Origin of the sequence: Clostridium sp. (genome assembly GCF_051654825.1) — a bacterium.
GTDB lineage: Bacteria > Bacillota > Clostridia > Clostridiales > Clostridiaceae > Clostridium.
In genome coordinates this window covers 1-5,687 of the sequence record NZ_JBOFYU010000203.1, presented here as the reverse complement: position 1 = coordinate 5,687, position 5,687 = coordinate 1, and the positions used below count along the sequence as shown (strand labels likewise).

Sequence of the window (5,687 nt, the reverse complement as noted above, 5' to 3'; positions counted from 1 at the left end):
CAATAAAGAAATAGCTAGTGAATTATTTTTGAGTGAAGGAACTGTTAGAAATAGTATAACTACTATACTTCAAAAATTAAACTTAAGAGATAGAACACAATTAGCTATATTTTATTATAAAAACAAATAAAACTTTTTTACTTAGTAATTAATTCTAATGCTTGTAAAAAATAAAAACACAATAATTTATAGTAAGTTATTGTGTTTTTAATATATCATATCATATTTTCAAATATCTTATAAAAATTTATTATCCCATATCCCCACTCTTGATTTGGATAAACTTCTTTACCTCTTCTTATAACCCCTCTTCTTAAAAATGTTTTAATACTTTGTGAATACATATATGGATAATTCCCTTGTGTAATCCCCCATTCAAAAAGCAATACACAAGCCCCTGCACCAACTGCTGCTGCTAAACTTGTACCATTTATTAATCGTGTAGTATTATTTAAACCTACTGTTAATGTATTAACTCCACCTGCAGCAAAATCTATTTTGCTTATAAATTCATCTCTAAAAGATGAACCAGAATAGCTAAGCATATTTTTATTATTTTGGTTATATGCAGCTACAGTAACAACAAAGTCTGAATCCCCTGGAACAGTAATAGTTCCAAATGGATCACTTGGTGCAAATCTTGTTCCTGGCTTTACTACGCCCCTTTGTAATAACCAAGCGTTAAATTTAGCCATTTCTCCACTTCTCAACTTTAATTTAATTACCCATATGCCAGGTGATATATCTTTAAAATATATTGATATAAATTCTTCTCCTGTATATTCTTCTGGAATAAAATATCTTATTTCTGATTTAGACTTTTCAAATACAAAGCTATTTTCACTAATTTCATTAGTGGCAATATGCACAAATCCTGTTTCCTCTCCTGATGGAGAAATTAAATTTACTTCAACTATATTAGGCAAATCAATCCATATATCAACCAGCATATACTTTTGCTTTTCCCTAATCATTAACTCTATATTTTCATCATTACTTTTATTTGAAATAATACCAGATACATGCCCATCTTGATCTCCTTCATTTCCAGCTCCTGTAACTATTACTATTCCAACATTGCTAGATACTTTTTCTATATAACTATCAAATATACTATCTCCTTTATGATTTCCATTATTACTTCCTAAAGGTAATAGTATAACTATAGGTTTTTTTGCTTTTAGTGACATTTTTTTTAAGTATTCTATTGATGTAAAAATGGACACTAATCCATATAAAGGATTATTTACTTCTAATATTTCTTTATCTCTATTAAATTCTACTAACTTTACTATAGCAAATTCACATTCTGGTGCTATTCCTTTAATATCTTTATTCTTACCTCTTGCACCTACAATTCCAGCCATAGCTGTTCCATGACCATATTCATCTTTACTAGGCACTATATCATAAGGATTACCCTTAGACTCATATACCTCAATAGCCTTATTTATTTGTTCATTATTGTAAATTTTTCCGAATGGTATTGTTTCATCATCATGTGAGTCAGAAATTATAGTTTGGTCCCATATAGATATTATTCTGCTTTTTCCACTACTGTCTCTAAACTCTTCGTTTAAATAATCAATTCCTGTATCAATAATACCTACAATTACACCTTTTCCAGTTAAATTTAAAGGTAAATTTGCCTGCAAAAAATTAACTTCTGCAGCATCTATTGCTGATATTTCCTGTAGAGTAAAAATTTGTGGTTGTAATACACTTATTACATTGAAATTTTCTGTTTTAATAAAGTATTTATCTATTAACCCATTAATAACACTTAAACTTAAATAGTTTAATATAGGTAAATCACTTGGAATTACGCTTTCTTTAATTGATATAATAGCATATTGATCATTTATTATAGTCATATCTATGCCAGGATTAATAGTTCCATTTTCAATTAAATTTCCTGAATACTCAATAATAATATGAATATATTCAGGATTACTAAATATTTTATTATTCTTAGCCATTAATTATTTACCTCTTTTTTATACAATTGATTTATAGGACATCTTATAAATAAATTATTTACATAATACTCTTTATAATTATCAATACCTCTATATTCTCCACCTAACACATAAAACACATCTAATAAATCTAACTTTCCATATCCTAATGATTCATTTGGGTAATCATACATAGGTTCTCTTTTAGCACTATAAATTAATATACTTCTTAACTTAGTTGAATATAACCCTGTATATTTTTTATCAATTACTTGCCATTGAATTAAAAGGCATATTGATCCTGCTACTATTGCTGTAGCTGCTGAACTACCACTTACTTTAACAACTTTATTATCTTCCCCAGATGTTGTAAGGATATCAATTCCATTAGCCACTATATCTGGATTAACTAAATAATTTGTGTTAAATCCTCTCCCTGAAGCTGACTCAATAGTATTTTTTATTTCATTATAATAACCAATGGTGGTAACCTTTCTTGCAGTAGATGGAACCATTAGTGTATTTATTGGATTAGAATTTAAAAATTTCGTTCCTTCTGGCAATAATGACTTACTAGGTAACCATATATTATATCTTCCACTACTAATATATTCACCTTTTAATTGTATTTTCCATATACCTTTTTTTATATCAGTAAATACTAAGTTAAATATTTGATGGCCTGTAAAATTTTCTGGATCATAACAATAAACCTTAAGATTAGTATTAATAAAATAATAATTCTTATTTTCCATGGAGTATATCTTAGGTGAAATAAAATCTAATTCCTCTCCTGATGGAGCTATAACATTTAACGCCATTCTATCTGGCTTTTGTACCCATATAGTAAATTCTAACGTTTTCATATCCTTTCCAATATTTAATTCTGCAGTACTAATTTCTCCATCATTTTTAATATAATTTAATACATGTCCCTCATTATCCCATTCATTGCCAGTTCCAGCTATAAAAACTACGCCTTCTTTGCTTGCTAAGGAAGTTATAAACCTTGATATCATATTATTACCATCATGACTTCCTTCAGTTGTACCTAGACCTAAATAGATAACTAATGGTTTATTTAATTTTCTTGCTGTATATCTTAAATATTCAATAGCCGATAAAATTTCTGTACCATTATATACTGGTACTTCAGTCAAATTATTTTCTCTTAGTGTTTTCTTATAATTTAATGATTGTGCTAACTTTACTACAAGAAAATCGCAATCATTTGCCACCCCTTGCATTTTTCCATTATAGCCTCTTGCGCCAATTATTCCGGCCATTTTAGTTCCATGATCTATTTCATCTATACTAGGTACTATTGAGTGTGGATTACCACCGCTTTTATGGGCTTTAATAGCCTTGTTTATTTCCTCATTGGAGTAAACAGTTCCCATATTAAAATAACTCTTACTATTACTTTGAATTCCTTGATCCCAAATTTCTAAAATTCTAGATGTATCATCTTCTCTTATAAACTCTTCATTTAAATAATTTATCCCACTATCTACCATACCAACTAAAACTCCTCTTCCAGTTAGGTGTAAATATGGATTTATTTTAACACTACCTATTTCACCTGTTGTTGAAGGGTCTATCCCTTGTGAATTTTCTATTTCTTGTAATGTATATATACTTCTTCCTTCAATAAATATAATTGACGGAACATCCTTCCTTAGTCTTTGAACATCTTCATCCTTTACTGAAATAACCCCTAATGTATCAGTAATTGAGCTTCCACATGCATAATCTATTTTTTTAATTTGCTCATCAAAATCTCCCATATATTCAACTATAAAATGTTTATAATTTTCATTCATATATTGACTACAATATCTACTATTGTCCACAAAGTCCCCCCAATAAATTTCGATATATAACTTTATATTTAGAATTTTCATCTTATATAAAATCTCTTTATAAATATATATTCACTTATGCCTACTAATATTGTTCATATTGAAATATTCCCTACTACTATTTGCATTTATTTTATATTCCATCTCACTTTAATAATTATTATCTAACAATGTTATCTCTTCATAATTATATTTTCTCACATTCTATAATTAACTTTCATTATATTTTTACAATAAAATAGTTTTTTCAACTTATTTTTTAGAATTAATTATTGTTTTTTCCTCATAAATCTAATTAAACTAAAAATAGATTGACAAATTTTAAACAATATTATACACTCTTATTGACATTTTAATATTTACATAATTAAAGGGGATAATAATGAAATCAAAAAAAATCAAACTACTTACATTAACATTAGTAACTGTTTTATCATTAAGCTTATTTGCTGGATGTACAAACAGTGATGAAAAAACAGACAAGCAACCTGAAGCTGCTGATACAACTACTCAAGCATCTGAAGCACCTGCTGTTACAGATTTAGAATGGGATGCTCAACCTCAATTAGGATTAATTAAGGGCCAATACTACAAATTAGAAGAGCGTTTTAGACAAGGTCACTTAGGTATTTTAGAAGTTGTAAAAAATAATGATAAAATAGTAGAAGTTGAATTCAATGAAATGACTAGACCAAACTACTACAAACGTTATTATCAAGATGTTCCAAAACGTAATTCAGAATATAACTTTGATATGGGTGCTGCCAAAGGTGCTGCATGGATTCAAAGTGTTGTAAACGTTGAAAATCAAATGATTAAAGAACAAAGATTAACAGGAGATTTTGATGTTGTATCTGGTGCTTCAAATAGTATCGAACAAGCTATGGCTCCTATGGCTGTAAAAGTTAATGAAATGATGGTAAATCCTTCAGATATTAATTACTATGCTATTGCTGAAGAACTAGGTGGAGGATTAACTGGTAAGTTAAAGGTTTTAGTTCAAAACGGTAAAATTATAGAATGTAAATATGATGAAATATTTGCTAACTCACCAGATGATATTGAAAACCCAGAATTAAAGAAATACTATAGAGTTTCAAAATATGAAAGTATTGAATATCATGAACCATCACGTATTGGATTCAACATACAAATGGATGAGTTAAATGCTAAAGTTATAGAAACTCAAGACTTATTTGATTTAACTGGATTACCTGCAATTGAAGCTACTGGTGATTATAAATCAAGCGGTTATACTGAAAGAAATTCTGCTTGGGACAATTACTTAAAGCTAGCTGAAAAATTACATACTGAAATGAAAGCTGATGGTGTATTATAATATCATAGGCATTTGAAATACTTAAGGCTCTGGAGATTTTCCCCAGAGCCTTTTATTTTACTTTATTTTACTTTCTTTTCTTAGAAATATATCCACCAGCACCTAATAATATTGTTCCTAAAGATAAAACTCCTGCTGCTGCTGTTCCCCCTGTATTCGGCAATTTGCCATTTCCAGGCTTATTATTTGGTTTATTTGTATTTGAATTTGGTTTGTTTTGATTTTGCTGATTATTGTTATTATTTTTTAATTCTACAAGCTTAGCTTCTAATGCTACTAACTTATCTAAATTAGTTATCTTATCATTATTATTAGCTATTGTAACTAACTGTCTTGCTGATATTACTGCTTGCTCATCTGACAATTTTAAATCTTCTACCTTTGGTAGTGCATTAATTGCGTCTATTGCTGCTTGCACCTTCTTATCTTGATTTTCTTTTTCTTCCTTTAATTCACCTAATCTAGATTCTAATGCCACTAACTTATCTAAATTAGTAATACTTTCATATTTATTAGCTATTGTAACTA

Annotated in this window: 5 protein-coding genes; 2 read left to right on the top strand and 3 right to left on the bottom strand. The window is 28.4% G+C overall.

Annotated features, from left to right (window positions below; translation table 11 throughout):
• Positions 1–130, top strand: a 130-nt coding sequence (locus ACRDBA_RS11695) for a response regulator transcription factor (RefSeq protein ID WP_438573098.1), incomplete at its 5' end; no start/stop codon positions are given.
• An 85-nt stretch (positions 131–215) separates the two neighbouring features.
• Here ACRDBA_RS11695 and ACRDBA_RS11690 read toward each other — a convergent pair.
• The gene (locus ACRDBA_RS11690) at positions 216–1,979 is read right to left on the bottom strand and encodes a S8 family peptidase (RefSeq protein WP_438573096.1); all 1,764 of its coding nucleotides are present in this window, start codon (positions 1,977–1,979) and stop codon (positions 216–218) included.
• On the bottom strand, positions 1,979–3,781 hold the full coding sequence (locus ACRDBA_RS11685; RefSeq protein ID WP_438573097.1) for a S8 family peptidase: 1,803 nt from the start codon (positions 3,779–3,781) through the stop codon (positions 1,979–1,981). Before ACRDBA_RS11685 ends, ACRDBA_RS11690 begins: the two co-directional genes overlap by 1 nt.
• Before the next feature lie 421 nt (positions 3,782–4,202).
• Here ACRDBA_RS11685 and ACRDBA_RS11680 point away from each other — a divergent pair, with 421 nt between their 5' ends.
• Positions 4,203–5,159 (top strand): FMN-binding protein, encoded by a 957-nt coding sequence (locus ACRDBA_RS11680; RefSeq protein WP_438573095.1) that lies wholly within the window; start codon positions 4,203–4,205, stop codon positions 5,157–5,159.
• 67 nt (positions 5,160–5,226) lie between these two features.
• Here the strand turns inward: ACRDBA_RS11680 and ACRDBA_RS11675 are convergent.
• Positions 5,227–5,687: LPXTG cell wall anchor domain-containing protein (locus ACRDBA_RS11675; RefSeq protein WP_438573094.1), on the bottom strand; the 461-nt coding region annotated here is incomplete at its 5' end.